Here is a 23,228-nt window from a genome sequence, read left to right as displayed (position 1 = left end):
AGCGATGGCCGCCGACCGACGTAAGTCTCTAGGTAAGGTTCAAAGCCGAGAGCGCACAAACACGACCAGCATGTACTCGGTGGTCGGCTGTAGCGACTGTGACGCGCTGTGGGTCGTCGACGGACGCCCGGAGACGACGAAGTGCCCGCGGTGTGGCAAGACCGAGCAGTTCGCGACGCGCAAGCAGTTCGTCACGACCGACGACCGCGACCACGCCCGCGAGGTCCGCGCCTCGATGCTCGCCGCCCGACAGGGCCACGGCGACGCGTTCGCCGCCCTCGACTCGGTCGCCGAGATGGAGACGTACCTCGACGACGTGGGCGTCTCCGACGACGAGTACCTCGAACGCTCGGGACTCGACACCGACGAGGTGAACGAGGCCGGCGACCGCCTCGACAGCGGGGCGGGGTCCGGCTCACGCAGTCGGAAGGAAGTCGTCACGGACGCCCTCGACGAACTCGACGGCCCCACCGAGGCGGACGTCGTCGACTATGCCACCGACCACGGCGTGCCGGCGGAGTACGCGCGGAAGGCGCTGGAGAAACTGGTTCGGGCGGGCGAGGCCTCCGAGAGCGGCGGTCGCTACCGGCGGCTCTAGGAACACCGGCGGCGCCCCGTCGAGTGTCCGCCAGAGCGAGATGGCGAGCAACAGGACCGTCAACAGCAACTTCAGCGCGCGGGTCCACCGGACGAGACGGGAGTCCGGCAGCGGCTCGGCGTCGGGTGGCTGGTGGTCGCGCATACGTCGACTGCGGCGGGGACGTGGATAAACCACAGCCAAGCGCGTAGTGAAAGTAAAACTGGTCGGGACCGACTACTCGCGGTCTCGTCGCGCCCGGGTCTGCGGCCGGATTCGCGGTTCGTCTGTCTCCCGTCCGCCCCCTTCCGCCCCTCGCTACCGCCCGAGTTCCGCGTGGGCGCTGGAGAGGTGGCGGGAGGCGAGCGCGGCGAGCAGCGAGAGTTCGCCCGCGAGCGCGCCCGCGGCGATGACTTCGGCGAGGGCGTCGGCGTTGCTCCCCGCGGGGTCGCCGCCGCCGCGGAAGCCGAGGACGTCTAACCCCTCGGCCTGCGTCGGGAGTTTCGTCCCGCCGCCGACGGTCCCGACTTCGAGCGAGGCGAGGTTGACGCTGGCGTAGAGTTCACCGGCGGACTCGTCCGCCGAGCCCGAACTCGCGTCGCTCGTTCGAACCCCGTCGCGGGCCTCGACGGTCGTGATGGCGTTCGACCCCTCGACGACCTGGGCGGCGTCCTGGCCGGTCGCGAGGAAAACGGCGGCGACGACGTTGGCGGCGTGGGCGTTGAAGCCGAGGCTCCCCGCCTTCGCGCTCCCGACGAGGTTCTTGCGGGTGTTGGCCTCCTCGATGGCCTCGGGCGTGGTGTTGAACCGCTCTTCGACGGTCTCGCGGGGGATGCGGACGTCGGCAGTGACGGTCCGACCGCGGCCCTCGACGGCGTTGATGGCGGCCGGTTTCTTGTCCGTACAGAGGTTGCCCGAGAGCGCGACGAGTTCGGCGGGCGTCTCGGACTCGACGAGTTCGGCGGCCTCGCCGGTCGCGATGGTGGCCATGTTCATCCCCATCGCGTCCTTCGTGTCGTAGCGGAAGCGGAGGTAGACGTTGTCGCCGACGACGTAGGGTTCGACGTCGAGGAGTTTCCCGTGGCTCGTCGTCGACTCGGCGGCGGTCGCGAGTTCGTCCTCGTGCTCCTGGACCCACTCGGCGACCTCGGCGCCCTCGGTGACGTCCGCGACGCGGAAGACGGGTGCACGGGTCATCCCGCGCTTGGTGACGCGGGCGTTCGCGCCGCCGGCGGCCGTGATGGCCGAACAGCCACGGTTGACGGAGGCGACGAGCGCCCCCTCGGTCGTGGCGAGCGGGAGGTAGAAGTCGTCGTCCGCGGCGTCACCGTGGACCGCGAGCGGGCCGGCCACGCCCATCGGGAGTTGTGTCGCGCCGACCATGTTCTCGACGTTCGGTTCGGCGTCGGTGGCGTCGAAGGTGTAGTCGCCGATGGCGTCGGGGTCGGCGTCCGTCTCGCGGCGGAGGAGTTCGCGGCGCGCGGCCGCGGCCGTCTCCGCGTCCGCGTGCGATTCGAGTTCGTAGAGGCGGAGTTCCCCCGACTGCACCTCGTCGGCGAGTTCCGATGCGCGGGCGTCGGTGTCGGTCATATCGGCGAGTGTGTCGGGAACCCTCCTAAACCCCGCCGGTTCCGCGCGGGCAGTGTGGACGACGACCGCTTTCCCAACCGTTTTGCTCCGAGGACTCCCCACTCGAACCATGACCGAGCCTGCGGACCTCATCCTGCGGAACGCCGAGGTACACACGCTGGCGGACCCCGACGGCGACGGGACGCCCGACGCCGAGGCCGTCGCCGTCCGCGACGGGGAGATCGTCCGCGTCGACACCGACTACGAGGTCGACTTCCTCGAAGGGGTCGAGACCGAGGTCGTCGACCTCGCCGGCCGGACGCTCCTCCCCGGGTTCGTCGACGCGCACACGCACATGGACAACCTCGGGCAGTACACCGTCCACGCCGACCTCTCGGGCGCCGCGAGTCTGGACGAAGCGCTCGAACGCCTCCGCGAGAACGTCCACGAGGACCGCGAGTGGGTCCTCGGGTTCGGCTACGACGAGAGCGAGTGGGGCGACGACGCCGACTACCCCACCCGCGCGGACCTCGACGAAGTCAGCGAGGAACGTCCCGTCGCGGCCCTCCGCGTCGACCTGCACACGGCGTCGCTGAACTCGGTCGCCCTCGACCTGCTCGGCGACGACCTCCCCGACACCGACGTCCGGACCGAGGGCGGCGAACCGACCGGTGTCGTCGTCGAAGACGCCGCCGAGACCGTCCGCGAGACCATCGCGCCCGACCGCGAGCAGACGCGCGACCTCCTGCTGGCCGCCCGCGACGTCGCCCACGAGCGCGGCGTCACCGGCGTCCACGACATGGTGCGCGACTCCCACGCGCCCGCGGTCTACCGCGACCTCGCCGAAGACGGGGACCTCGACCTGCGCGTGCGCATCAACTACTGGAGCGACCACCTCGACGCGCTACAGGAGGTCGGCCTGGAGACGAACCACGGCGGCGAACTGGTGGAGACCGGCGCCATCAAGACGTTCACCGACGGGAGTTTCGGGAGCCGAACCGCGAAACTCTCCGAACCCTACGCGGACGCGCCCGAGGAGACCGGCCAGTGGGTCGTCGACCCCGACGAACTGGACGACCTCGTCGAGCGGGCGGACGCGGCGGGCTTCCAGGTGGCCGCCCACGCCATCGGCGACGAGGCCGTCGACGCCGCACTCGACGCCTTCGAGCGCTGCGAAGCACCCGGGGAGATGCGCCACCGCGTCGAGCACGCCGAACTCGTCACCGAGGAGAACGTCGAGCGCTTCGCGGACCTCGGCGTCGTCGCTTCGATGCAACCGAACTTCCTCAAGTGGGCACACGAGGGCGGTCTCTACGACGCGCGCATCGGCGAGGAGCGGCGGAAGCGGGCCGACCCTCTCCGCAACCTCGCGGACGCGGGCGTCTCCCTCGCGTTCTCCAGCGACTGCATGCCCCTCGACCCACTCCTCGGGGTCCACGAGGCGGTCAATGCAGAGAGCGAGCGTCAGCGTCTCGACGTAACCGAAGCACTCCGCGCGTACACCGTCGGCGCGGCCTACGCCGGGTTCGACGAGGACCGCCTCGGGACCGTCGAGGTGGGCAAGCGGGCCGACTTCACCGTCCTCGACGACTCGCCGTGGGAGCACCCCGAAGAAATCGACGGTATCGACGTCGCGCTGACCGTGGTAGACGGGGACATCGTTTACGACGGTCGCGAGTGAAGTCCGGGGTATGGTGAGCACCGGACTCGTCTTCGTCGGCGCGCTGTTCGCCGCCGTCGCGGTCGGCGTCGGCTACCTCGCGTACCGTTCGGGCGAGGAGGCACCCGAAGAGGTCGACTGGGAGGAGCAACTCGGCTTCCACGAGGAGGCGACGGACCTCGAAGCCGAACGCCACGGCGAAGAGACGGGCACGGAGGGGGGCGAGGGCACGGAAGAGACACACCCGGGCTTCAACGAGGACGCGCCCGGCCTCGAGGCGAACCGCCCGCCCGACGACGAGCGCGAGGACTAGTCCGCCAGCAGCGACCGACCGGTCATCTCCGTGGGCTTCTCGACGCCGAGCAGCGAGAGGAGCGTCGGTGCGACGTCTCGAAGCGTCCCGCCCTCGCGGACGCGTGTTCCGCCCGCGGTTCCGTCGGGTGCGAGGTAGACGAACGGGACGGGGTTGAACGTGTGGGCGGTGTGTGGTTCTGCTTCGGTGCCCATGTCGTCGGCGTTACCGTGGTCGGCAGTGACGCAGACGTGTGCGTCGCGCTCGTCGAGGAAGTCGGTGAGTCGGCCGAGTTGCTCGTCGACGGCCTCGACGGCTTCGATGGCGGCCTCGTAGTCGCCGGTGTGGCCCACCATGTCGGCGTTGGCGTAGTTGAGGACGAGGACGTCCGGGTCGTCGGCCTCGATGGTGTCGATGGCCGTGTCCGTCACGCCCGCGGCGCTCATCTCGGGTTGCAGGTCGTAGGTCGGGACGTCCGGACTCTCGACGATTTTCCGGACCTCGCCGTCGAACTCCACCTCGCGGCCGCCGTTGAGGAAGTAGGTGACGTGGGGGTACTTCTCCGACTCGGCGATGCGGAGTTGGGTGAACCCCTCGCGGGAGAGGACTTCGCCGAACGTGTTCGCGGGTTCGCGCGGTTCGAAGGCGACCGGCAGGTCGAACTCCTGGTCGTACTCGGTCATCGTCGTCACCCGGACGTCGGGCGGCGACGTCTCGACGTCCCACTCGGGGTCGATGTCGGCGAGCATCCGGACGAGTTGGCGCGCGCGGTCCGAGCGGAAGTTGAAGAACACGACGGAGTCGCCGTCCCGGAGGGGTTCGCCGCCCTCGACGGCGGTCGGTTCGACGAACTCGTCGGTGTCGCCGCGTTCGTAGGACGCGCGGACGGCCTCGACGGCGGAGTCGGCGCGGTGCATCCCCTCACGTCGCGTGACGACGTCGTAGGCCTTCTTGGTCCGCTCCCAGTTCTGGTCGCGGTCCATCGCGTAGTAGCGCCCTGAGACGCTGGCGACGTCGCCGGTCCCGTGCTCGTCGACGACCTCTTCGAGGGTCTGGAGGTAGCGCTCGCCGCCCTTCGGAGAGGTGTCGCGGCCGTCCGTGAAGGCGTGAGTCGTCGCGGGGACGCCGCGTTCGGCGGCGAGTTCGATCAGCGCGTGGAGGTGTTCGTGGTCGGAGTGGACGCCGCCGTCGGAGACGAGACCCACGAAGTGGACTCGGCCGTCGTGTTCCTCGGCGTAGTCGAACGCGCCCGCGATGGCCTCGTTCTCGCCGAGTTCGTCCTCGGCGATGGCGTCCTGGATGCGCGTGTACTCCTGCATGACGACGCGGCCCGAACCGATGGTGAGGTGGCCCACCTCGGAGTTGCCCATCTGTCCCTCGGGGAGACCGACATCGCGGCCGTGGGTGGCGAGCGTCCCGAAGGCGCCGGTCTCCGAGAGCCTGTCGAAGTTGGGTGTGTCGGCGGCGAGGACGGCGTTCCGTCTGTCGTGGTCTCCCAATCCCCAGCCGTCGAGAACGACGAGTGCGGTCTTCATTGAGTGGGGATTTCGTCCCACGCTACCTACGACTTACCCTTCGGGCGAAGTCTCGGCAGAAGTCGCGACGGTCAGTCGTCGGTCTCGGCGTGTCGCCGGCCGTCGTTCGCCCCGGCGGCCGTGTCGAACTCCTCGCCGCAGTCGTCACACACCATGTACCGTCCGGGTGCAGTGCGTTGCTCGGCGACGAGACCACAGTCCGGACAGACGCTCCTGGGGCGGACGTCGGCCGCCGCGCCCGCCTCCGTCTCGAAGCGGATCCACGCGTCCGCGTTCGCCTCGTCGTAGAGTTCGATTCCGTCCGCCGTACGCCGCCAGTTGACGGCTTCGTCGGTCGCGGTTTCCCGCATCTACCTCGGGGTATGCGACAGCTATTCTTAACGGTTGTGCATGGGTCGTTGAGTACGCTCCGAGTAAATCCTCCCGACCGCAGGGGTTTTCCTCCGGGGACGCGGACCACGTGACAATGACTCTGGACCCCGTCCACTTCGGCGGGATCACCGACCTCGTCGGCCGCGTCAGCCACGGTATCGACGAGGAGGAACACCGCGACGAGGCGCTGCGGGCCTGGGAGACTTACTTCGACCCGCTGTTCGAGGACGGGAACGAGATTCTCACGCCCGTCGGCGAGCGGCGGCGCTACGCGGCGGCTATCGACGAGGCCGGGGTCCAACCAGACCAGTTCGACACGGTCCACGGCCTCGACTCGGGGACCATCAACCCTCGCGCGTTCAAGAACGGCCTCGTCCTCGACGTCGCGCAGGCGGCGATGAGCGTCACGCCGAGCGACGAGGACGTCCACCGCTCGCGGACAGTCGTCGCGACGGTCCACGCCAGCGACGAGACGGTGCAGGTCCCGGAGGACGACACCTGGCAGCAGAAGGACGAGGGGTTCTGGTGGGGCAAGATCTTCGAGGCGCCGCGGGTCGACCGCGACGAGCGGGCGGTCGTCCACGCGCTCTCGCTCTACCTCGCCGAGAGCGAACACGCGAAGCGTCTCGCCGACGGCGTCGACGACCTCCTCGTCCTCGACGGCCCGCTGTACCCGAAGATCATCACGAATTGGCTCGACCAGTCGCGACCGCTCTCCGACCTGCCGTTGGAGAACGACCTCGTCCAGAAGGTGGTCGCCAACTACATCGGCCTCGTCGAGACGTTCGTCGAGCGCGACGTCCCGCTGATGGGCTTCGTGAAGAACGTCCAGTCGCGAGGCCTGGTCCGCACGCTCGGCAGGAAGGGTGGGCCGACGCCGTGGAACGACGACGCGGCGTTCTTCTCCCAACTCCTCGAACGCCGCGAGTCCGGAGAAGAGGGCTACGAGCGTCGGACGGACGACCTCACGTACACGAACTGGTTCGTCTCGCGACTCGGCTACGACCGGGAGTTCTCCCGACTCGGTGACTACCTCGGCGTCGAGACGTCACTCGACCCGGAAGCCTACGAAGTCGCGTTCTTCGTGCTGTACGAGCCACGCTCGGACGTCGTCTACAAGGTGGAGATGCCGGCCGCGTTCGCCCGCGACGACGCCGTCCGGGAGCGCGTCACTCGCCAGGTGCTCCGCGACGTCGCCGAACACGCCGGACCGCCGCCGGCCGTCGCGCGTGCGGACGAACTCGCCAAGATCGGTCACGCCGAGAAGGCCGAACTCATCCCCGCGCTGGAGGAAGCCCTCGACAGCGAGTACGACGCCAGTTACGACGACCGACGCTGGGGAATCGAGTGATGGAGAAGAGCAGTCGGCTCAGTCCGACCGGCCGCGCGCCCGGCCGCCCCGGCGTTCGTACTCGCGGTCTTTGACGACCTCGATAGTGACGTCCGCCGGGTCGACGCCGATGCGTGCGAACTGCGTCTTGATGTGTTCGCGGGCGGCGTCGAGCGCCTGCTCGCGCGTGTCGAACCCGCGGGGCATCGGCGACTCGAAGGCGACGTTCACCTCCTCGCCGTCGACCTGCTGGACGAGTCCGCCGCTCTCGACGGCGTAGAACTCGTCGCAGACCCAGACGTACGGCGCGGCCTCGTCGGGCGCACCCTTGAACGAAGGGGCGTCCTCGCCACGCTCGTAGAGCGTCCCGGTCAAGGTCGTCCCACCCGCAGAGCCGCGAACCTGGAACATACCGTCGGGTACGACATCCCACCTTAAAAGGTGTCCGGCGGACCCCACGAGCGAAGACACTTGTGGACGGGGAGCCAACACGTTCGCCATGAGCGACCTCGAGGACTTCGCCGACTACGGCACCGACGCCGACGCGGATGCCGACGCCGACGACGCCGGGTCGGCGTTCGAGCGAACGACCTTCGACGACGCCGGGACCGAGCGTGGACTCGGCGTCCTCGCCGTCTCGGAGGGACTCCGTATCGACGAGGACGGCCGCGAGACGAGTCTGCGGGCCTACGTGACGGCACCGAATCGCTCGGCGGTCCGTATCGGGAAGTACCTCCTCGCGCCGTATCCGGGCGGGGAGACGCTGTTCTGCCGCATCTCGGGACTGGAGTACGCCCAGGCGTTCCGCAGCGACGACGCCAACGAGATCCACGCGCGGCGGGCGATGCGCTCGAACGAGGTCGACGAGCGCGACTACAAGTTCGTCGCGGACCTCGACCCCGTCGCCGTCCTCCACGAACAGGACGGCGAACTGAAACGGCGGATGCCCGACCGCGTGCCGAAACCCGAGACGGTCGTCCGCGAGGCCGACGACCCCGAGGAGATAAAGACCGGGCTGAAGATTCCGAGCGACGGCGTCTTCCTGGGCCACCTCTCGGTCGGCGGCGAGAAGGTCCGCACCGCCGCCGAACCGCCGACTATCGACTACCGGCTGAAAGACGACTACGCGGCGGGCGACCCCCTCGTCTTCCGCCACACGCTCGTCGCCGGCGGCACCGGGTCCGGGAAGACCCACACCGCGAAGAACGTCCTCCGGCAGTACCTCCACGAGGACCGCGCCTACCCAGTCCGCGACGAGGGGACGGAGGCCGAACGCCGGATGGCCGTCGTCCAGTTCGACCCACAGGACGAGTACTCCCAGATGCACGACGACAACCCCGAGGCGACTCGGGAAGACGCACGGGCGTGGGAGACACAGAACCTCGCCCACGGCGGCCACGACGACACGGTCACGTTCGTCCCGAAAGTCGGCAACGCCTCCTACGCGGCGAGCGACCACCGCGCCGAGCAGGTCGAGTTCACCATCCCCTTCGAGATGGTGTTCGACAACCCCTGGCTCATCGCTGGCTCCGGACTGAACGACAACCAGTACAACGCGTTGCGACACGTCCTCCTGGAGCGGTTCCGCGACCAGTACGGCCGTGGCGGGACGTACCGGGAGTTCACGAACTTCCTCGACGACCCCGCGCTCCGAGAGGAGCTCGACCAGTCCGGACGCGTCCACGAGGCGACGTTCGACGCCATCCGGCGGCGCGTGCTCGGCTTCGGCGACGTCTTCGACCAGGACGCGCGGCCCATCACCGACCTCGTCCACGAGTTCGTCAAACCCGGTCGGCTCTCGGTGGTCCCGACCTACCACCTGACGAACTCCCGGAACGCCGAGACGGTGGTACTCGCCCTCTCCGCGCTGCTCGTCGACCAGAAGCTCTCGAACGATCCCCGTTTCGACCGCATCAAGGAGACGCCGCTGCTCGTGGGGATGGACGAGGCGCACAACTTCCTCACCGACGCCGACAGCGTGCAGGCCCGCCGCGTCGTCGGGAAGTTCACCGACGCCGCGAAACAGGGTCGAAAGGAGCGTCTGGGGCTCTTCCTCATCACCCAGGACCCCCAGGACATCGCCGACCCGGTGTTCAAGCAGATCAACACGACCGTCGTGTTGAACCTCGGTGACGAGGACGCCATCAAGAGCGTCAACATCCCCGCGAACCTGGAGGACAAGGTCCCCTACATGGAGAAGGGCCAGATGGTCGTCTACTCGCCGGACAACTCCGAACCGGTGGAGATCCGGGGCCTCCCGACCTGTGTGACGAAACACTAGAGACTGGAGCGCCGCGGGACCGGGTTGTCCTCGTGAACGCGGGTGTGGGACACTGAGCCAGGAAGAGTCGGCCCCTACTCTTTTCTTCCGGCCCTTCGAACCGCCGGACATGACCCGAATCCTGATTCCCTACGACAGTTCGGAACAGTCCACGCACGCACTGGAGTACGCACTCGAAGAGTTCCAGTCGGACGAGATCGTCCTCCTGCACGTCATCGACCCCATCGAGGCGGGGTACACCGCGCAGGCGACGGTCCCCGGCTACTCCGAGGAGTGGTACGAACAGGCCCAGGAGGAGGCCGAACAGCTCTTCGAGAACGCCCAGGAGACCGCCGACGAGTACGGCGTCGAACTCGCCGACACCGCGACCGAGGTCGGGCGTCCCTCGCGAACCATCGTCGACTACGCCGAGGAGAACGACATCGACCACATCGTGATGGGTAGCCACGGTCGCTCGGGCGTCTCCCGCGTCCTCCTCGGGAGCGTCGCCGAGGCCGTGGTGCGTCGCTCGCCGATGCCCGTCACCATCGTTCGGTAGCCTACGCCGACGGTAACGCGATTTTGAAGTCGTCGACGTCCCAGTCGCGGCCGCTGTTGAGGTTCGTCAGCGTGGGGCCTTCGGGCGCGTTCGGGAAGAACCGATAGTGTCCGCCCCGGTTCCCCTCGACGACGAAGGAGTCCTCGTCGACCTCGGTCACGACCTGAGGAACCGAGCGGCCGTTCCAGAGAACCCGGTCACCTTCTTCGACCCGTTCCATCTCGGCGGCGACGTCGGATTCGGACTGCACGTAGCGGTCGACTCGGTGCTCCGCCAAAAGTGTGTGGTGGGGCTGACAGACGACGCGAATCCCCCGTCCACGCGGCGCGCGTCGTGCTGACCGAATCCGCGCCACGTGGCCCTCTTCAGGTCACGCGCCACTCTGTGGCCGTTCTGTTACTTGAACCTACGCGACCACGAGTGCCGGAGCCTAGCCAACTGCGCTCCGAGTATCCGTCGACCGAGTGGTCCGAAGGACCCGGTCGGTCGGCGGTTCACTCGCGGCTTCGCCGCGAGGCCGACGAGCGACTAAGCGCCGGAGGCGCGCTGGAGCGAGGAGTGCTTTTTCCTCCAGGTTTTGCCGAGGGTCGCCTTCGGCGACCCTCGTGCAAAAGTGGGCTAGAAGATGTTCGCCTGCCGGTAGACCGAGATGCCCTCGCCCGTAATCTCGTAGGGTTTCGTCTCGCGGGAGTGGTTGGCGTCGCGGATCTTCTGGATCTCGACGGCGAGACGGGTCTCGCGGAAGTCCTCGGTACGGATGTAGCGGAGGATGATGACCGCATCCGTGAGGTACTCGATGATGCCGTGGCGGGAGGCGTAGGGGTTGTCCTCGGAGGCCTCGCTGGTGAGGAGTGTCGTCACCCCGGCCTGCTTCAGACTCCGGGTGAAGTCGTAGATGTCCGTCCGGCGGGTCGCCTGGTCGTCGTACATCATCTCCAGCAGCGAGACGGAGTCGAGGACGAGGCGGGACGCGCCGAACTCCTCGATGAGACGCGGGAGTTCGTCGCGGATGCTCGCGAGACTGTTGGCCATCTCGACCGGGTCGATGTCGACGATGGCGAGGTCGCCGTCGGCGACGTACTGCTCGAAGGGCATCCCCTTCTCCTCGGCGCTCCGGACGACGCGCTCGCGGGATTCCTCCAGCGAGATGAAGACGCCACGCTCCCCCGACGAGATTCCCTCGTGGAGGAACTGGAGACCGAACGTCGTCTTCCCGGTCCCGGCGCTGCCGATGGTGACCGCGAGACTCCGCTCGGGGAGGCCTCCCTGAATCATGTTGTCGAGTCCGTCGATGCCGAGTTCGACGCGGGGAATCTCCGACTCGAACTCGTCTTCCTCGAAGGAGTCGTCTTCGCCGCCGCCGGCGAAACCGAACGCCTCCTCGCCGGCTCCACCACCGAAGCCGAAGTCCTCCTCGCCTGCTCCACCGCCGAAGCCGAAGTCTTCTTCGTCGTCACTTCCGCCGCCGAAATCGAACGCTTCTTCGTCCGATTCCTCGTCCGCCTCGTCCGTTTCGTCGCGTTCGTCGTCACTCCCACCGCCGAAGGCGTCGGCGAACGAGTCTGATTCGTCGACCGGCTCGTCCGCCCCGTCCGCGTCGCCCTCTCCGGGGCCGTCAGAGTCCTCAGCCACCGACACCACCACCGGGGGACACACGCCGGAGCCACGTCATGGTCCGTGAATGGTGCGCGAGCCGAAAAGTAGTTTCCGCCGAGGACGCGGAGGTGTGGGGTTTTTCACGACGGGGACCGTGCGATTCGGACATGCGCGTCGGCATCGTCGCTCAGCGAGGGAACGCCCGTGCGGCCTACCTCGCGGCGGACATCAGAGAGACGCTCCAGGCCGAGGACGTCGAGGTACTGCTGGACGCCGCGACGGCCGAGTCCCTCGACGAGGCCGGCCACGACGTCGGCGAGTTCGTCGACTGCGACCTCGTGGTGAGTATCGGCGGAGACGGCACCTTCCTCTACGCGGCCCACGGCGCCGGGAGTACGCCCGTGCTCGGCGTCAATCTCGGTGAAGTCGGCTTCCTCAACGCCGTCGCACCGAGCGAGGCCATCGAGGCGGTCCGCCGGGAGGTCGAACGCTACCACGAGGAGGGGTCGGTGAAGTACCGCGAGATCCCCCGAATCCAGGCGGAGGGCGACCAGGAGTGGTCGCTGACCCCCGCGCTCAACGAGGTCGTCGTCCAGGGACCGCAGCGCGGACACGGTCAAGGCCTCTCCATCGAGGTGCGAATCGACGGGTCGCTCTACATGGGCGGGCAGGCCGACGGCGTCCTCGTCACGACGCCGACCGGGAGCACCGCCTACAACCTCAGCGAAGGGGGGCCGCTGCTCCAACCCGGCGTCGGTACCTTCGTCGTCAACGGCATGGCCTCCGAGGACGGGATGCCGCCGCTCGCCGTCCGCACCGACAGCGAGATCACTATCCGCGTCGACGACGCCGACGAGGCCGTCATCTCCAGCGACGGGTCGAGCCAACAACGCGTCTACCTCCCCGAGGTCGTCCGCCTCTCCCGCGCACCCGAACCGGCCCGCGTCGCCGGCCCCGAGAGCGACTTCTTCCAGGCGCTGAACAAACTCGAGTGAGCGCGAGTCGGGGCGCCGACGGCCGAAACCGAAAGTAGTTCCGGCGCCGCCGTCCAACCGCGAGGTAATGACCCAACTTCCCGACGTGCAGGCTTCCGAACCCGACGTGACCGTCGGTCTCGGCCAGGTCGGCGTCACGGGCGTCGAGAAACTCGTCAAACTCCAGCGCGAGGGCAAACGCCCCATCGTCCTGATGGCGGAGTTCGAGGTGTACGTCGACCTCCCCTCCCGCCGCAAGGGCATCGACATGAGTCGGAACATGGAGGTCATCGACGAGACACTCGAAGACGCGGTCAGCGAACCGGCCTACCGCGTCGAGCAGGTGTGTGGCGACGTCGCCGACCGACTGCTGGAGAAACACGACTACACCTCCACCGCGACGGTGAAGATGGAGGCCGAGTACGTCACCCAGGAGGAGACGCCGGCCACCGGGCGGCCCACCCAGGGCACCATCGACATCCTCGCGAGTGCGACGGCTACCGACGGCGAACCGACCCACGAGGAGGTCGGCGTCCGCGTCACCGGCATGACCGTCTGTCCGTGCTCCCAGCAGATGATGGGCCAGCGCGCCCGCGAGAAACTCGACGAACTCGGTGTCGAGGAAGACGAAGTCCGAGAGTTCCTCCAGGAGGTCCCGCAGGCCGGTCACTCCCAGCGCGGGCACGCCACCCTCACCGTCGAGACGGAGGGCGAACCCGCCGTCGACCTCCGCGACCTCGCGACCATCGCGAAGGACGCGATGAGCGCGCGCATCTACAACCTCGCGAAGCGGCCGGACGAAGACCACATGACCTTCCAGGCGCACGCGAACGCGAAGTTCGTCGAGGACTGTGTCCGCTCGCTGGCCGAGGGCGTCGTCGAGGAGTACGAGCACCTCGACGACGAGACGGTCGTGACGATGAAGCAGTCGAACGACGAGTCCATCCACCAGCACAACGCCCACGCCGAGCGCGTGGCGACGATGGGCGACCTCCGTGCGGAAGTCGCCGGCGAACGAGAGGCGTAGGGACGACGTGGGCGACTACAGCGCGACGGCCTCGCGGCTACGGCCCGGCGGTCAACGGGGCAGCGTCGCCCCACGTCCGGTCGAACTCCCGACGGACGTCGGCCGCGAAGGAGGCGTCCTTGAGGTTGACGAGGGCGAACGCCTGGTTCTGTGCGACTGGGTTCGGCAGTTCGACGCACACCTCCCGCCCGTCGACGACGGTCGTGTTCCCACGGGCGGCGTCGCTGACACGCGCCTCGAAACGCTCGTCGTCGGCGAACTCCGCACGGTGGTGTGCGAGGACCGCGTCGTCGAACTGCCCGACGAGCGACGGCGAGAGGAGGATGGAGACGTCGACACCGCGGTCGAGGGCGTTCCCGACGGCCTCGATGGCGCGCGTCTGTCCCTCCGCGAGGTCGAACCCCGACGTGCTCGCGACGAGTGCGACCCGGTCCTCCGCGGCGTCGAGGCGTTCGACGAACAGGTCGATGGAGTCCTCGGGACCGAGTGCGGCGGTCCAGAACCGCGAGTCGGGGGTCGTCGGCGCCTCCAGTTCGCGGGCGAGTTCGGAGGCGGTCTCTTCGAGTTGTCGCTCGCGCGTCTCTAACTCTCGCTTGCGTCGGTCGAGGAGTCGGTCGACGGCCGTCTCCGGTTCGACGGCGGCGTACTGTTTGGGTCGACTCGCCGACTGTGCTCGGACGAGCCCCGCCGACTCGAGGCTCCCGAGGACGTCGTAGATGCGGCCCATCGGGACGCCGCTCTCGTCCGACAACTCCTTGGCGGTTGCCGAGCCCAGTCCCAACAGCGACTCGTAGGCTTGGGACTCGTACTCTGAGAGACCGAGGTCCCGGAGTGAACTCATGGGACGTCGTACGTCGGCGACCGGTAAAAACACACGGCCAGTTTACTCGTTCCGGCAGCGCATCCGGACCCGCGTCCGCACCCGCGTCCGCGTTCGCGTTCGTGTTCGACGCCGGGAGTCCGTCCCACCGGGGTGTCCCCCAGCGCAGCGAACAACCGAGTTATTCACGACATATCTCGACTATCTCGCCCATATCTCGACAACGTCCCAAATATCCTGGAAATCCGGCCGATATCTCGGCAACGTCGTCCATATCTCGACAACGTACCCGAACAACTGAGAAACAGCGGCGCGAAACACGATCTGTTGGGTGAGGCCGGGTCGGGCGGGGCCGGACCGATTTGGGCCAGGTCGAGTGGCCCGGTCTTCACTCCTCGGCGACCGCTTCGGAGACGGCCTCGGCGAGTGCCTCGGGGGTCTCGACTGGTTCGCCGCCGTTCACGCGGGCCGTCCCCGCCGCGACGTCGGCGTCGGGGACGACGACCTTCTCGTGGTCGGCCATCCGGAGGGCGGCACGGTGGAGGTCGCTGCCGGCGTCGTCGCCGACTTCGATGGTGAGCGGGCCGCCGACGAGACGCGAGGCGGCCGTGGCGTAGGGGGCGACCTGGACGCCCATCCGGTCTGCGGCACCGGCGAAGGCCGCGACGGCGTCGTGGGCGACCGTCTCGTAGGCGTCGTCGCCAGTGAGCACCGCCAGGTCGACCAATGCGTTCGCGAACGTGGCGTTGTCGTCGACCGGGTAGAGCGGGCGGTCGAGGAGGCCCGGACCTTCCTCCGGGCCGTCGACCAGCGCGCCCGACTCGGTGGCGAGGCGGTCGACGGCGTCGTCGGCGACGTGGCGGGCCGTCTCCGCGTAGACCGGGTCGACGACCTGCGCGGCCGTGGCGAAGGCGCGGACGACCCACGCGTGGTCGGCGAGCAGGCCCGTGGGGGCGTCGTCCTCGCCGTAGTGGGCGACGCGACCGTCGTCGACGAGTTCGGTTTCGAGGAAGTCGAGCGTGCGCTCGGCGTAGCGCGCGGCGGTCTCGTCGTCGGTGTAGGCCGCGTAGGTGAGCAGGGCGTCGGCGGCGCGGGCGTTGCGGTCGGCGAACGCCGTCGCGTCCACGTCGGGTTCGTTCTCCTCGGTCCGGGACTCCGGCGGGAGCGCGTAGTAGTCGCCGGGTTCCTGACTCCCGCCGAAGGCCTCGCCCGTCCAGAGCGTGCCCGTGAGGTAGTCGATGGCCCGCTGGGCGGGGTGGCGGTAGGCGCCCTCGCCGGTGTAGAGGTAAGCGTTGGCGTACGCGCGCAGGAGCGCGGCGTTCTCGTCGAGGAGTTTCTCGCGCTGGGGGTCCGACCAGTCGCGCTCGTGGGCGTGACGGAAGAAGCCGCCGTCGAAGTCGTCCAGTAGGCTGCGCTTGACGGCGTCGAGGGTCCGGAGCGCCTGGTCGCGCTCGCGTTTGAGGGCGAACTCGACGGTCTGCGGGAGGGGGAACTTCTCGCTCGTCCCCCACCCGGCGTGGTCCTCGTCGTACTTGTCGCCGAGTTGGCCGGCGACGAGGCGCTCGATGTCCGCGGTCACCTCGCCCGCCGGGGGTTTCTCGCCGCGGAGCGCGCGGGGGACGCGACCGGCGTCGCGACCCTTCTCGTCGTAGGCTTCGCGGACGCGTTCGAGCACTTGCCGGAAGCCGTCCGGTTCGAGGTAGGTCGCCCCGGAGAGGAGTTTCCCCTCGGGGGTGAGGAAGACGGTCGAGGGGAACCCGCCCATGTTGTAGCGCTCGCGGACACGCGGGAGTCGGTCGGCGTCGACGCGCACGGGAACGAAGTCCTCGTTGACGTTCGCGGCGACGCGGGGTTCACTGTAGGCGCCCTCGTCCATCCGGCGACACCACCCACACCACGGCGCGGAGAGCGAGAGCAACAGCGGCATGTCGGCGGCGTCGGCCTCCTCGAAGGTCGCCGGTCCCCACTCTCGCCAGTTCACTTTCGTCTGGCGTGCGGACTCGTCCATACTGGTCACTCCGGGCGTCGGCGGGAAAGCGCTTCGGAAGCGGTGAGCGCGGCGTCGAGACCGCGAGCGTGGTGGCGGACCGACACCGACGGTGGCGACGACGTCGCGGTCGGCCGTGGGAATCGAGCCCAAGAGATATACCCGACAGTCCCCAACGGACAGCTAATGAAACGGCTGTTCGCGGCACTGTTGCTCGTGCCGCTCGTGGACGCCATCCTGCTCGTCTACGTCGCGACGACGTACCTGACGTGGCAGCTCACCGTCGCGCTCGTCGTGGTGACGGCGCTCCTCGGGACGCTGTTCGTCCGCGCCGAGGGCCGCAACACTATCCGGAAGATCCAGCGCTCGCTCCAGCGTGGCGAGCCACCGACCGACGAACTGGTCGACGGCGGTCTCCTCATCGCCGCCGGCGCGTTCCTCCTGACGCCGGGGTTCGTCACGGACGCGCTCGGCTTCCTGTTCGTCGTCCCGTTCACGCGGGCACCGATTCGGGGCTTCCTGAAGCAGCGCTACATCCTCCCCGCGCTCGACGACCGGACGGGCGGCTTCGCCAGCGGGAACGTCTACACCTTCGGCTTCCCCAACCAGGAAGATGGCTGGCAGCAGGCCGGTTCGGGGACCGGCACCGACGCGGGCGGCTTCGCCGGCGCGAACGGCGACGCGACCTCGCCCTGGGCCGAACCCGACCCCGCCGACGACGACGCGGTCGACCTCGACTCGGACGCCTACGACATCGAGTTCGACGACGAGGACCGCGACGGCGACGCCGACGGCCGCTCTGCCTGAGTCGTGCGAACACCTCCCCGTCTGCTGCCGAAAGGAAACGCTTTTACTTACCTCCCGGTTACGGATAGATGCGTTCGAGACGAACGGTGGCCCACGCGGGCCAGTAGCTCAACTAGGTAGAGCGCCACTCTGATAAGGTGGAAGTTTGCGGTTCAAATCCGCACTGGCCCACTTTCTACGACACTCACGACGGCCAGTCGGACGGCTACTCGTCGGAGACTGTTTTCGAGTTCGCGTAGCGGCTCGCTCCCGAAACTCCCCGACGTCACCCACCCGGTATCACCCGACCCTGATTATCGAGCCACCACGACTACACCCCTCGACGTCGTTGGAGACGACGGTGGCACGAGTCGTCGAGAGGTGGACGAGGACGGGACCGCGGCGCCGAACACCGGTGACACTCCGTCGACCCCGAATATTCGGGGCCGTCGCCCCCAATCCTCTTTATGCTCGCACGAGTAGTAACAACAACCTCTGGAGGGGGCTCGCTTAATGAGCGATGTACACTCTGGCTCGTCCGCGCAGACCGAATCACTCGAGCACACGGTCGGCGACGTCTCGAACGTACTCCTCTTGTCTTCGGAGGAGACGAGCAGCCGGGGATGTAGCGACTTACTAACGGGGACCGAGACCGACGTCGACCACCTGCTGGGCGTCGTCTACGGTGACCCCGAAGACCTGTTCGACCACCTCCGGTCGACGGTCGGACGGGTCCCCGCCGAGACGACGGTGCTCGCCGTCCACGACGGCGACGAAGACACCGACGCCGACGCTGCCGAGTACACCTCGGAGTCGTTCGCCGACGCGGTCTCGCCGACGGTCGAGACGATCCACCCGGACGAGACCGGATCGCTCCCGACGACCGTCCGCGACCGACTCGACACCCTCGCGGGAGACGACCGTGTGGCACTCTGTTTCGACTCCGTCACCCACCTCGTCGACGACTTCGGTCTCAATCGCTCCTTCCGGTTCCTCAACACGCTCACCAGCCAGCTCTCGACGACCGACGTGACCGGTCACTTCCACCTCGACCCCGACGCCCACGACGAGCAGACCCTCTCGGCGCTGACGACGACGTTCGACGCTGTCGTCCGATCCGCCGGCACCGGCGGCGACGAGTGGGAACTCGTCTGGAAGCGACTCCCCGACGACGAGAGCGCCTGAGGACGAACTGTCACCTCACTTCCCGTCACACTTCTCCCGCGTCCGTGTTCGTGCCCGTACCCGTGCTTGCGGTCGCGCCACCTCGTCACCCGGAAGTTTGAAGAGCCGAACCATGCCATTGGTAGGCAATGCCGTTGCTACCGATGCCCGTCGTCGACGAACTCATCCTGCAGTTGAACCTCGGCCAGGTGTTGCTGGCGTTGTTCGTTCTTTCGGTCGTCGGCGTCCTCCCGAAGAACTCCCAACGACTCGTCGCGCTGAACACGCTCGCGTTCGGCGTCCTGTTCCTCGTCACGCCGACGTCGCTGGCCCCGTCACACTACAAGTACCTCGGTCTCGCCCTCCTCGTCGTCGGCCCGATGCTGTACACCACGAGCAATCAGTGAGGCGACGCGAGCGGACGGAACGAGAGTCTTTTTCGCCCCGGTGGCCCAACCACCGGTCATGAGCGGAACCGACTACGGCGAGTGGCCGTTGAAGCGTCTGCTGTCCGAGGTCGTCGGGTCCGGGCAGCGCTCGGCCGAGGACATGACTCGCGCGCAGGCCCGCGAGGCCTTCCAGCGCATCCTCGGCGGCGAACCCGACCCGACCACGCTCGGGGCGTTCTGGCTGGCGAACCGCTGGAAGCGCAACACGCCCGAGGAACTCGGCGCGTTCGTCGACGTGATGCGCGAGGAGTCCGTCGAGACGGCCGAACCCGACGCCGACCCGGTCGACTGCGGCGCCAACTACGACGGGAAGACCGACTCCGCGCTCCTCGCCGTCGGCGCGGGCGTCGCCGCCGCCGCCGCGGGCACGCCCGTCGTCGTCCACTCCAGCGACCGCGTCCCCGCGTCGAAGGGCACCGCCTACAAGCACGTCCTCGACGAACTCGGCGTCGAGACCGACCTCGACCCGCAGGAGAGTGCCGACATGGTCGACGAGACCGGCTTCGGCTTCTACTACCAGCCGAACTTCAACCCCGGCGTCGCCGACCTGCTCGACCGTCGCGAGCAGATGGGCGTCCGCACGTTCGTCAACACCGTCGAACCGCTCGCCAACCCGGCGAACGCCGACGTCCACCTCGGGAGCTTCTACCACCTCGCGTTCGCGAAGAAGGTCGTCGACACCTTCCGCGAGAGCGAAGAGAACGACGTCTCGCGGGTCATCATGTTCCAGGGGATGGAGGGGTACGACGACATCCGTCCCGGGTCGACCACCGTCGCCGAGTGGAACGCCGGCACCGAGGAACTCGACGACTTCGAGATTCAGACCGGCGAGTACGGCACGGACTTCAGCGACGAGAGCCTCGAAGTCGCCGACGTGGCCGCGGACTCCGCGACCATCACCGAGGAGGTCCTCGCCGGCGAACGCGAGGACGACTTCGCCGACGCCATCGCCCTCAACGGCGCGTTCCGACTGTACGCCCGCGAGGACGTCGACGACCTCGACGAGGGCTTGGCGGCCGTCCGCGACGCCATCGACTCCGGCGCCGCCGAGGAAGTCCTCCACGACCTCCGGGCGTTCTGAACAACAGCGTTTTCACTCGCTGTCGCCTTCTCGAACCTATGAGCGACCTGACTGCGACCCTCCACACTACGAAGGGCGACATCGAAATCGAACTCTACCCCGAGAAGGTTCCCAACACCGTCGAGAACTTCGTCGGCCTCGCGACCGGCGAGAAGGAGTGGGAGGACCCCGACACGGGCGAGACCCGTACCGACCCCCTCTACGACGACGTGCCGTTCCACCGCGTCATCTCCGGGTTCATGCTCCAGACCGGCGACCCCGAGGGGACGGGCCGCGGCGGCCCCGGCTACGAGTTCGACGACGAGTTCCACGAGGACCTCCGCCACGACAGCGAGGGGACCGTCGCGATGGCCAATCACGGCCCCGACACGAACGGGAGCCAGTTCTACATCACGCTGGACGAACAACCCCACCTCGACGGCAAGCACGCCGTCTTCGGGCAGGTAATCGACGGGATGGACGTCGTCCGCGACATCGGTAACGCACCGACCGGCCGCAACGACGAACCGCTCGAGGACATCCTCCTCGAGTCCGTCGAGATCCACGACGACCGGTAAGCGTCGACGGCGGTTGGCCTACTTCTCCGACTTCGACTTCGACTTCGACTTCGCCGTTGTCTGTTCGTCCCCACCCGTCTGCATCGCGTCGCCTGCGTTCGCGTTCCGGACGTACTGGAGGTTCTCGTAGGGGATGAACGCGATGGTGGGCGCTTCGTCACTGTCCCGGTTCTTGAGCGCGATACCGCGCTCGCGCTCGCGGTAGTGCTTCGCGGTGAACGTCGTTTCGCTGTCTTTCAGCGCGGCGACGAGTTCGGACATGACGTCGAGAGATACCGGGTCCCGACCCGTAAACCCGGGCGCCCACGCGGGACACTCTCGCACGCCGTCGGGGGCGCTCCCTAAGTGGTCGGCACTGATAGCCACGGACGATGCGTGTCGAGGTGTTCGGCGGCGTCGAGGTGCCCGCGGACGAGTGCGGCGAGGAGTGGCACCAGACCGTAACGTTTCCTCCCTTCGTCAACGGCTACGCGCCGGCCTACGAGTGTCTGTTCGGCGGCGTCGACGCGGTCGGGTTCGACCCGGTCGCTCCGGAGCGTGGGCTCCCCGACGACGCGAGCGACGGCGTCACCGACCGCTACGCGGACACCGAGGCTCCGTTCGGTGAGAGTTACGTGACGCTCGCGGAACTCCGGAGCGCGGGGTGGGGTAGTGAGGCCGACGGCGGCCCGTACTACTGGAAGGTCGACGAGGGCGGGAAGTACCGCCGGTTCCAGCGAACGGACGAACTCTCCGAGGACGAACTCGCCCGGCTAGACGCGGGCGAGCGCGTGACGTGGATGGACTGGGACGGACGGTACGACCTCGTTCGCGCGCCGTTCACCCGGAAGATGGCGCTCCAGCGCGGTGGCTGGTGGTGGGTCGTCACCGACCTCCTCGAACGCCTCGTCACGCACGACGTCTACGACCCCGAGGAAGTCCGCGCCGTCGGGTGGTGTGCCGAGTAGTCGGACACGCGGCGACCGCACCGACACAGGAAAGGCGACGCGCACCCGAGGAGTGAGCATGGCCGAGGACGCCGACGAGGCGGTCGACCCGAGCGACGTCGGGGAGACCGACGCCCCGCCCGTCGAGGAGAAACCGTACAAGCTCATCTTCGAGGCGAACAAGTGCATCGGCGCCGGGCGCTGTGCCAACGTCTCCCCGAACTGGGAGATGGACCTCCAGAGCGGGATGGGCACGCCGGTCTCGTACTTCTTCGAGGAGTCCGAACTCGACCACAACGTCGAGGCCGCGGAGAAGTGCCCCGCGAAGAAGGGCGACGGCGTCATCCACGTCGTCGACCGCCGGACGAACGAGGAGATTTCGCCCGACCCGAACGGTGACGGGACGCTGAGCGTCGACTGGTAGGGCGAACAGGCGGTCACACTCCTCTCTTCCGCGGACCGTGCGACCGCCGTCACCGAACGTGAGCGACCCGCGGCGTCGTCCGACGCACGGGGAGTCTGGCCGCGCCATCGTACTTGAGGGTTCGTCCGACAGATTCAGGTACAGTCGGCCGATTTCTTCAGACGGGTTCCGCACCCGGCGGGGGTGGCCGAGTGGCCAAAGGCGGCGGACTTAAGATCCGCTGACGCAGGTCTTCGTGGGTTCGAATCCCTCCCCCCGCAGTACTCGTCGCGAGCGAACGCGAGCGGCGGTGCGAGGACGGAGGGTTCGAATCGGGGAGCAAATTCGAAGATTTGCGACCGTGGTTCGAATCCCTCCCCCCGCAGTTTCCTCTTATCGCTCGTAGACGACCAGCAGGTCGTCGACGAACGGCCACTGGGGGATCGGGACGGAGTCGACGACACCCCACTCGCGACGGAGTTCCTCGAAGAACTGCTCGTCGCCGGTGACGCCGCCGGGACCCTCGCCGACGTAGACGAGCGTGTCGCCGTCGTAGGCGTCCAGTGCCTCGTGCGCCCAGTCGGCGTCTCGAGAGGGCCAACAAAGAAAGAGGGTTCGGTCGGGGTGGTCGGCGGCGGCGCGGTGGTCGCCCTTGCGGACGTCCGTCCAGCCGTCGTGGACGAAGTCCTCGAACTCACGGCCGTGGCGGTCGCCGCGCGCGACGATGTCCTCGCGGACGGCCGCTTCGGGGTCGTTGAGTTGTGTCCGGGGGTCGGGGTCGTAGCCGACGTAGTCGCCGCCGAGTTGCTCGACGAGCCAGCCCCAGTAGCCGAGTCCCGCGCCGATCTCGACGACCGGTCCGTACTCGACGACCGCCTCGACGGCCGGCCGGTTCGGGACGGCCCACGCGTACTCGTAGACGAAGCGCTCGCGGACGGCCTCGTGGTCCTCGCCACGGCTCCGGGCCATCGCCGCGATCTCCTGGTCCGGTTCCGCCCGGCGGAGCGGATCGTCGGGCACGTCCTCCGGGAAGACGAGCCACTCCGCGGCCTGCTCGGCGTACGGGTTCGAGAGGTCCGAATCGGCGTCGGTGTCTGTCGGGGCGGACACGGTGTTCTCCTCGACGTTGGCGACGGGACGAGTTAGGTGACGCGGTTCGGACCGTCGGCGAGCAACTCTATCGCCCTTCCCGAGAACCGCTTCGAGTCGGCGAAGGAGTGTCTCACGGACCGTATCGGACTCCTCACCGACGATGGCCGCGACGGCGACGTCGTCCACGGCGTCAATTTCGTGAAGCCACATAC

At 68.1% G+C, this 23,228-nt stretch carries 25 protein-coding genes and 2 tRNA genes; 17 read left to right on the top strand and 10 right to left on the bottom strand.

Going from position 1 to position 23,228, the window contains the following annotated elements:
- Window positions 1-70: 70 nt before the first annotated feature.
- Window positions 71-598: a DUF5817 domain-containing protein gene (locus P0Y33_RS15065; protein ID WP_279528203.1), complete on the top strand. Its 528-nt coding sequence runs from the start codon at window positions 71-73 to the stop codon at window positions 596-598.
- A 297-nt stretch (window positions 599-895) separates the two neighbouring features.
- Here the strand turns inward: P0Y33_RS15065 and hmgA are convergent, their stop codons facing one another.
- The gene (gene hmgA, locus P0Y33_RS15060) at window positions 896-2,167 is read right to left on the bottom strand and encodes a hydroxymethylglutaryl-CoA reductase (NADPH) (RefSeq protein WP_279528202.1); all 1,272 of its coding nucleotides are present in this window, start codon (window positions 2,165-2,167) and stop codon (window positions 896-898) included.
- A gap of 109 nt (window positions 2,168-2,276) precedes the next feature.
- On the opposite strand from hmgA, the gene P0Y33_RS15055 reads away from it, so the two are divergent.
- Both P0Y33_RS15055 and P0Y33_RS15050 read left to right on the top strand, forming a co-directional pair.
- Window positions 2,277-3,827 (top strand): amidohydrolase, encoded by a 1,551-nt coding sequence (locus tag P0Y33_RS15055; RefSeq protein WP_279528201.1) that lies wholly within the window; start codon window positions 2,277-2,279, stop codon window positions 3,825-3,827.
- Between the two features lie 10 nt (window positions 3,828-3,837).
- Entirely contained in the window at window positions 3,838-4,119 is a 282-nt protein-coding gene (locus P0Y33_RS15050; RefSeq protein ID WP_279528200.1) for a hypothetical protein, read from the top strand.
- On the opposite strand, the gene gpmI is transcribed toward P0Y33_RS15050, so the two are convergent.
- A complete protein-coding gene (gene gpmI, locus P0Y33_RS15045; protein ID WP_279528199.1) occupies window positions 4,116-5,633 on the bottom strand; it encodes a 2,3-bisphosphoglycerate-independent phosphoglycerate mutase in 1,518 nt (505 codons plus the stop codon). The two genes, P0Y33_RS15050 and gpmI, sit on opposite strands and share 4 nt — an antisense overlap.
- Window positions 5,634-5,704: 71 nt before the next feature.
- Entirely contained in the window at window positions 5,705-5,983 is a 279-nt protein-coding gene (locus P0Y33_RS15040; RefSeq protein ID WP_279528198.1) for a hypothetical protein, read from the bottom strand.
- Between the two features lie 116 nt (window positions 5,984-6,099).
- Here P0Y33_RS15040 and P0Y33_RS15035 point away from each other — a divergent pair, with 116 nt between their 5' ends.
- The gene (locus P0Y33_RS15035) at window positions 6,100-7,356 is read left to right on the top strand and encodes a DNA double-strand break repair nuclease NurA (RefSeq protein ID WP_279528197.1); all 1,257 of its coding nucleotides are present in this window, start codon (window positions 6,100-6,102) and stop codon (window positions 7,354-7,356) included.
- An 18-nt stretch (window positions 7,357-7,374) separates the two neighbouring features.
- Here the strand turns inward: P0Y33_RS15035 and P0Y33_RS15030 are convergent, their stop codons facing one another.
- Complete coding sequence (locus tag P0Y33_RS15030; protein ID WP_279528196.1) at window positions 7,375-7,746, bottom strand: DUF7113 family protein; 372 nt, start codon at window positions 7,744-7,746, stop codon at window positions 7,375-7,377.
- Window positions 7,747-7,834: 88 nt separating this feature from the next.
- Between P0Y33_RS15030 and P0Y33_RS15025 the strand changes: the two genes are divergently transcribed.
- Both P0Y33_RS15025 and P0Y33_RS15020 read left to right on the top strand, forming a co-directional pair.
- On the top strand, window positions 7,835-9,616 hold the full coding sequence (locus P0Y33_RS15025) for an ATP-binding protein (protein ID WP_279528195.1): 1,782 nt from the start codon (window positions 7,835-7,837) through the stop codon (window positions 9,614-9,616).
- Between the two features lie 109 nt (window positions 9,617-9,725).
- Window positions 9,726-10,154 (top strand): universal stress protein, encoded by a 429-nt coding sequence (locus P0Y33_RS15020; protein ID WP_279528194.1) that lies wholly within the window; start codon window positions 9,726-9,728, stop codon window positions 10,152-10,154.
- Window position 10,155: 1 nt separating this feature from the next.
- Here P0Y33_RS15020 and P0Y33_RS15015 read toward each other — a convergent pair whose 3' ends face one another.
- Window positions 10,156-10,404, bottom strand: coding sequence for a hypothetical protein (locus tag P0Y33_RS15015; RefSeq protein ID WP_279528193.1), 249 nt, complete (start codon window positions 10,402-10,404; stop codon window positions 10,156-10,158).
- A 368-nt stretch (window positions 10,405-10,772) separates the two neighbouring features.
- Window positions 10,773-11,786 carry a KaiC domain-containing protein gene (locus P0Y33_RS15010; protein ID WP_279528192.1) on the bottom strand — a complete coding sequence of 338 codons (1,014 nt, stop codon included), beginning with the start codon at window positions 11,784-11,786 and terminating at the stop codon, window positions 10,773-10,775.
- Between the two features lie 131 nt (window positions 11,787-11,917).
- On the opposite strand from P0Y33_RS15010, the gene P0Y33_RS15005 reads away from it, so the two are divergent.
- A complete protein-coding gene (locus P0Y33_RS15005) occupies window positions 11,918-12,745 on the top strand; it encodes an NAD(+)/NADH kinase (protein ID WP_279528191.1) in 828 nt (275 codons plus the stop codon).
- A 67-nt stretch (window positions 12,746-12,812) separates the two neighbouring features.
- Window positions 12,813-13,751 (top strand): GTP cyclohydrolase MptA, encoded by a 939-nt coding sequence (gene mptA / locus P0Y33_RS15000; protein WP_279528190.1) that lies wholly within the window; start codon window positions 12,813-12,815, stop codon window positions 13,749-13,751.
- A gap of 37 nt (window positions 13,752-13,788) precedes the next feature.
- Here mptA and P0Y33_RS14995 read toward each other — a convergent pair whose 3' ends face one another.
- Window positions 13,789-14,592 carry a TrmB family transcriptional regulator gene (locus tag P0Y33_RS14995; protein WP_279528189.1) on the bottom strand — a complete coding sequence of 268 codons (804 nt, stop codon included), beginning with the start codon at window positions 14,590-14,592 and terminating at the stop codon, window positions 13,789-13,791.
- A gap of 367 nt (window positions 14,593-14,959) precedes the next feature.
- Window positions 14,960-16,579: a DUF255 domain-containing protein gene (locus P0Y33_RS14990; protein ID WP_279528188.1), complete on the bottom strand. Its 1,620-nt coding sequence runs from the start codon at window positions 16,577-16,579 to the stop codon at window positions 14,960-14,962.
- A 165-nt stretch (window positions 16,580-16,744) separates the two neighbouring features.
- Between P0Y33_RS14990 and P0Y33_RS14985 the strand changes: the two genes are divergently transcribed.
- The 6 genes from P0Y33_RS14985 to P0Y33_RS14960 all read left to right on the top strand — a co-directional run bounded on the left by P0Y33_RS14985 (window position 16,745) and on the right by P0Y33_RS14960 (window position 20,595).
- The gene (locus P0Y33_RS14985; RefSeq protein WP_279528187.1) at window positions 16,745-17,365 is read left to right on the top strand and encodes an FxsA family protein; all 621 of its coding nucleotides are present in this window, start codon (window positions 16,745-16,747) and stop codon (window positions 17,363-17,365) included.
- Between the two features lie 97 nt (window positions 17,366-17,462).
- Window positions 17,463-17,536: transfer RNA gene (locus P0Y33_RS14980), tRNA-Ile, on the top strand.
- Window positions 17,537-17,857: 321 nt separating this feature from the next.
- Window positions 17,858-18,529 (top strand): DUF7504 family protein, encoded by a 672-nt coding sequence (locus P0Y33_RS14975; protein ID WP_279528186.1) that lies wholly within the window; start codon window positions 17,858-17,860, stop codon window positions 18,527-18,529.
- A gap of 128 nt (window positions 18,530-18,657) precedes the next feature.
- Window positions 18,658-18,915 carry a hypothetical protein gene (locus P0Y33_RS14970; protein ID WP_279528185.1) on the top strand — a complete coding sequence of 86 codons (258 nt, stop codon included), beginning with the start codon at window positions 18,658-18,660 and terminating at the stop codon, window positions 18,913-18,915.
- A 58-nt stretch (window positions 18,916-18,973) separates the two neighbouring features.
- Complete coding sequence (locus P0Y33_RS14965; RefSeq protein WP_279528184.1) at window positions 18,974-20,038, top strand: anthranilate phosphoribosyltransferase; 1,065 nt, start codon at window positions 18,974-18,976, stop codon at window positions 20,036-20,038.
- A 38-nt stretch (window positions 20,039-20,076) separates the two neighbouring features.
- Window positions 20,077-20,595, top strand: coding sequence for a peptidylprolyl isomerase (locus tag P0Y33_RS14960; protein WP_279528183.1), 519 nt, complete (start codon window positions 20,077-20,079; stop codon window positions 20,593-20,595).
- Between the two features lie 18 nt (window positions 20,596-20,613).
- On the opposite strand, the gene P0Y33_RS14955 is transcribed toward P0Y33_RS14960, so the two are convergent.
- Entirely contained in the window at window positions 20,614-20,856 is a 243-nt protein-coding gene (locus tag P0Y33_RS14955) for a hypothetical protein (protein WP_279528182.1), read from the bottom strand.
- 110 nt (window positions 20,857-20,966) lie between these two features.
- Here P0Y33_RS14955 and P0Y33_RS14950 point away from each other — a divergent pair, with 110 nt between their 5' ends.
- The 3 genes from P0Y33_RS14950 to P0Y33_RS14940 all read left to right on the top strand — a co-directional run bounded on the left by P0Y33_RS14950 (window position 20,967) and on the right by P0Y33_RS14940 (window position 22,205).
- Window positions 20,967-21,542, top strand: a complete 576-nt coding sequence (locus tag P0Y33_RS14950) for a hypothetical protein (protein WP_279528181.1) — start codon at window positions 20,967-20,969, stop codon at window positions 21,540-21,542.
- 58 nt (window positions 21,543-21,600) lie between these two features.
- The gene (locus P0Y33_RS14945) at window positions 21,601-21,945 is read left to right on the top strand and encodes a ferredoxin (protein ID WP_279528180.1); all 345 of its coding nucleotides are present in this window, start codon (window positions 21,601-21,603) and stop codon (window positions 21,943-21,945) included.
- 177 nt (window positions 21,946-22,122) lie between these two features.
- A tRNA-Leu gene (locus P0Y33_RS14940) sits at window positions 22,123-22,205 on the top strand.
- Window positions 22,206-22,317: 112 nt separating this feature from the next.
- On the opposite strand, the gene P0Y33_RS14935 is transcribed toward P0Y33_RS14940, so the two are convergent.
- The gene (locus P0Y33_RS14935; RefSeq protein ID WP_279528179.1) at window positions 22,318-23,226 is read right to left on the bottom strand and encodes a hypothetical protein; all 909 of its coding nucleotides are present in this window, start codon (window positions 23,224-23,226) and stop codon (window positions 22,318-22,320) included.
- Window positions 23,227-23,228: the final 2 nt, after the last annotated feature.

This window comes from Halospeciosus flavus, from assembly GCF_029814175.1.
GTDB classification, from domain to species: domain Archaea; phylum Halobacteriota; class Halobacteria; order Halobacteriales; family Halobacteriaceae; genus Halospeciosus; species Halospeciosus flavus.
The sequence above is the reverse complement of the archived record's forward strand: the minus strand, read 5'-3'. Positions and strand labels throughout refer to the sequence as shown.

What these genes read in the sequence shown, in the direction of transcription:
- P0Y33_RS15065 (WP_279528203.1), top strand. Translation starts at nt 71, where the DNA reads ATGTACTCGGTGGTCGGCTGTAGCGACTGTGACGCGCTGTGGGTCGTC.
- hmgA (WP_279528202.1), bottom strand. Translation starts at nt 2,167, where the DNA reads ATGACCGACACCGACGCCCGCGCATCGGAACTCGCCGACGAGGTGCAG.
- P0Y33_RS15055 (WP_279528201.1), top strand. Translation starts at nt 2,277, where the DNA reads ATGACCGAGCCTGCGGACCTCATCCTGCGGAACGCCGAGGTACACACG.
- P0Y33_RS15050 (WP_279528200.1), top strand. Translation starts at nt 3,838, where the DNA reads ATGGTGAGCACCGGACTCGTCTTCGTCGGCGCGCTGTTCGCCGCCGTC.
- gpmI (WP_279528199.1), bottom strand. Translation starts at nt 5,633, where the DNA reads ATGAAGACCGCACTCGTCGTTCTCGACGGCTGGGGATTGGGAGACCAC.
- P0Y33_RS15040 (WP_279528198.1), bottom strand. Translation starts at nt 5,983, where the DNA reads ATGCGGGAAACCGCGACCGACGAAGCCGTCAACTGGCGGCGTACGGCG.
- P0Y33_RS15035 (WP_279528197.1), top strand. Translation starts at nt 6,100, where the DNA reads ATGACTCTGGACCCCGTCCACTTCGGCGGGATCACCGACCTCGTCGGC.
- P0Y33_RS15030 (WP_279528196.1), bottom strand. Translation starts at nt 7,746, where the DNA reads ATGTTCCAGGTTCGCGGCTCTGCGGGTGGGACGACCTTGACCGGGACG.
- P0Y33_RS15025 (WP_279528195.1), top strand. Translation starts at nt 7,835, where the DNA reads ATGAGCGACCTCGAGGACTTCGCCGACTACGGCACCGACGCCGACGCG.
- P0Y33_RS15020 (WP_279528194.1), top strand. Translation starts at nt 9,726, where the DNA reads ATGACCCGAATCCTGATTCCCTACGACAGTTCGGAACAGTCCACGCAC.
- P0Y33_RS15005 (WP_279528191.1), top strand. Translation starts at nt 11,918, where the DNA reads ATGCGCGTCGGCATCGTCGCTCAGCGAGGGAACGCCCGTGCGGCCTAC.
- mptA (WP_279528190.1), top strand. Translation starts at nt 12,813, where the DNA reads ATGACCCAACTTCCCGACGTGCAGGCTTCCGAACCCGACGTGACCGTC.
- P0Y33_RS14995 (WP_279528189.1), bottom strand. Translation starts at nt 14,592, where the DNA reads ATGAGTTCACTCCGGGACCTCGGTCTCTCAGAGTACGAGTCCCAAGCC.
- P0Y33_RS14990 (WP_279528188.1), bottom strand. Translation starts at nt 16,579, where the DNA reads ATGGACGAGTCCGCACGCCAGACGAAAGTGAACTGGCGAGAGTGGGGA.
- P0Y33_RS14985 (WP_279528187.1), top strand. Translation starts at nt 16,745, where the DNA reads ATGAAACGGCTGTTCGCGGCACTGTTGCTCGTGCCGCTCGTGGACGCC.
- P0Y33_RS14975 (WP_279528186.1), top strand. Translation starts at nt 17,858, where the DNA reads ATGAGCGATGTACACTCTGGCTCGTCCGCGCAGACCGAATCACTCGAG.
- P0Y33_RS14970 (WP_279528185.1), top strand. Translation starts at nt 18,658, where the DNA reads ATGCCGTTGCTACCGATGCCCGTCGTCGACGAACTCATCCTGCAGTTG.
- P0Y33_RS14965 (WP_279528184.1), top strand. Translation starts at nt 18,974, where the DNA reads ATGAGCGGAACCGACTACGGCGAGTGGCCGTTGAAGCGTCTGCTGTCC.
- P0Y33_RS14960 (WP_279528183.1), top strand. Translation starts at nt 20,077, where the DNA reads ATGAGCGACCTGACTGCGACCCTCCACACTACGAAGGGCGACATCGAA.
- P0Y33_RS14955 (WP_279528182.1), bottom strand. Translation starts at nt 20,856, where the DNA reads ATGTCCGAACTCGTCGCCGCGCTGAAAGACAGCGAAACGACGTTCACC.
- P0Y33_RS14950 (WP_279528181.1), top strand. Translation starts at nt 20,967, where the DNA reads ATGCGTGTCGAGGTGTTCGGCGGCGTCGAGGTGCCCGCGGACGAGTGC.
- P0Y33_RS14945 (WP_279528180.1), top strand. Translation starts at nt 21,601, where the DNA reads ATGGCCGAGGACGCCGACGAGGCGGTCGACCCGAGCGACGTCGGGGAG.
- P0Y33_RS14935 (WP_279528179.1), bottom strand. Translation starts at nt 23,226, where the DNA reads ATGTGGCTTCACGAAATTGACGCCGTGGACGACGTCGCCGTCGCGGCC.